We start from the raw sequence: 1,079 nt of genomic DNA on the forward strand, positions 1-1,079 counted from the left end.
CGCCCCGCCCCCGCCTCAGTGAGAGGAGCGCTACTCCGCTCTATAAGGTGGGCTCTGCTCCCCTCTATAAGCTCTGCTCCCCTCTATAAGAGGAATGCATCGACGACGACCGCAGTGAGGTTGTCGCGCCCGCCGCGCTGCAACGCGGCATTCACCAGCAGCTCGGACGCAGTCTGTGCCTCAGGCTGAGAGACGAGAATGGCGCGAAGCTCCTCATTGTCGAGCTCGCCGGAGACACCGTCGGAACAGAGCAGCAGGCGGTCGCCAGGCTCGATCGGCAGTAGCCAGTAATCGGGCCGGTAGACGCCGCCGGCCCCCAGAGCCCGGGTGATGATGTTGCGTCCCGGATGCACGGCGGCTGCGGCTCGATCGATCTCGCCCTCATCGACCAGCTCCTGTACGACGGAATGGTCGACGCTCACCTGTTCGAGCCTGTCGTTCGCCAGCCGGTAAGTGCGTGAATCGCCGAGGTTGAAAACCAACCATTGTGCTTCGCCGTCGATCTCGGCGACAGCTGCTCCTGTGACGGTCGTGCCGGCCCGCCGAGCGCCGCCGGGAAGGATGGCGGCGATCGCACGAGCGGCGCCATCGAAAGCGGCTCGAAGCTCGGCGGGCGAGACATGCGCTGCACCGGCGAGCGAGGCGAAAGCCTCGACAGCGCGGGCGCTTGCGACTTCGCCGGCGTCGTGGCCGCCCATCCCGTCAGCGACGACGAAGATCGGAAACCCGGCGAACAGGGCGTCTTCGTTGCCGGCTCTTCGAAGCCCCGTGTCGGTTGCTGAGCCCGAGCGAAAGCCGAGCGCCGCGACCGAGAGGGAGTGCAGCTCAGTCATTCGTCGTACTCCTAGGCGAAGGGGCGTCGGACCGTCGACCGAGCAGTGTCTGCCATTCAAGCATGGCTCGCTGGTTCGGCCCAAACCCTGGCGGGGGCGCGATCAACGGCGTGCAAGGCGCCGGATGCACACCCAGGGCAGGGCAGGATGGTGAGATGCAGCTCACCGTTCTCGGCACCGCCGCCCCCTTCCCCGTGCCCGGCAATGCGTGCTCGGGGTACCTCCTGCGGTCGGGCGGGGGGGTGG

1 protein-coding gene is annotated in these 1,079 nt (G+C 67.3%); it reads right to left on the minus strand.

Annotation, left to right across the window (positions count from 1 at the left end; genetic code table 11):
• Positions 1-83 precede the first annotated feature (83 nt).
• Positions 84-833, minus strand: coding sequence for a PP2C family serine/threonine-protein phosphatase (locus C5B96_RS16950; RefSeq protein WP_104246529.1), 750 nt, complete (start codon positions 831-833; stop codon positions 84-86).
• Between the last annotated feature and the right edge of the window lie 246 nt (positions 834-1,079).

Source organism: Subtercola sp. Z020 (assembly GCF_002931235.1).
Taxonomy (GTDB): Bacteria; Actinomycetota; Actinomycetes; order Actinomycetales; family Microbacteriaceae; genus Subtercola.

Coding starts and splice junctions, on each gene's coding strand:
- C5B96_RS16950 (WP_104246529.1), bottom strand. CDS start 833: ATGACTGAGCTGCACTCCCTCTCGGTCGCGGCGCTCGGCTTTCGCTCG.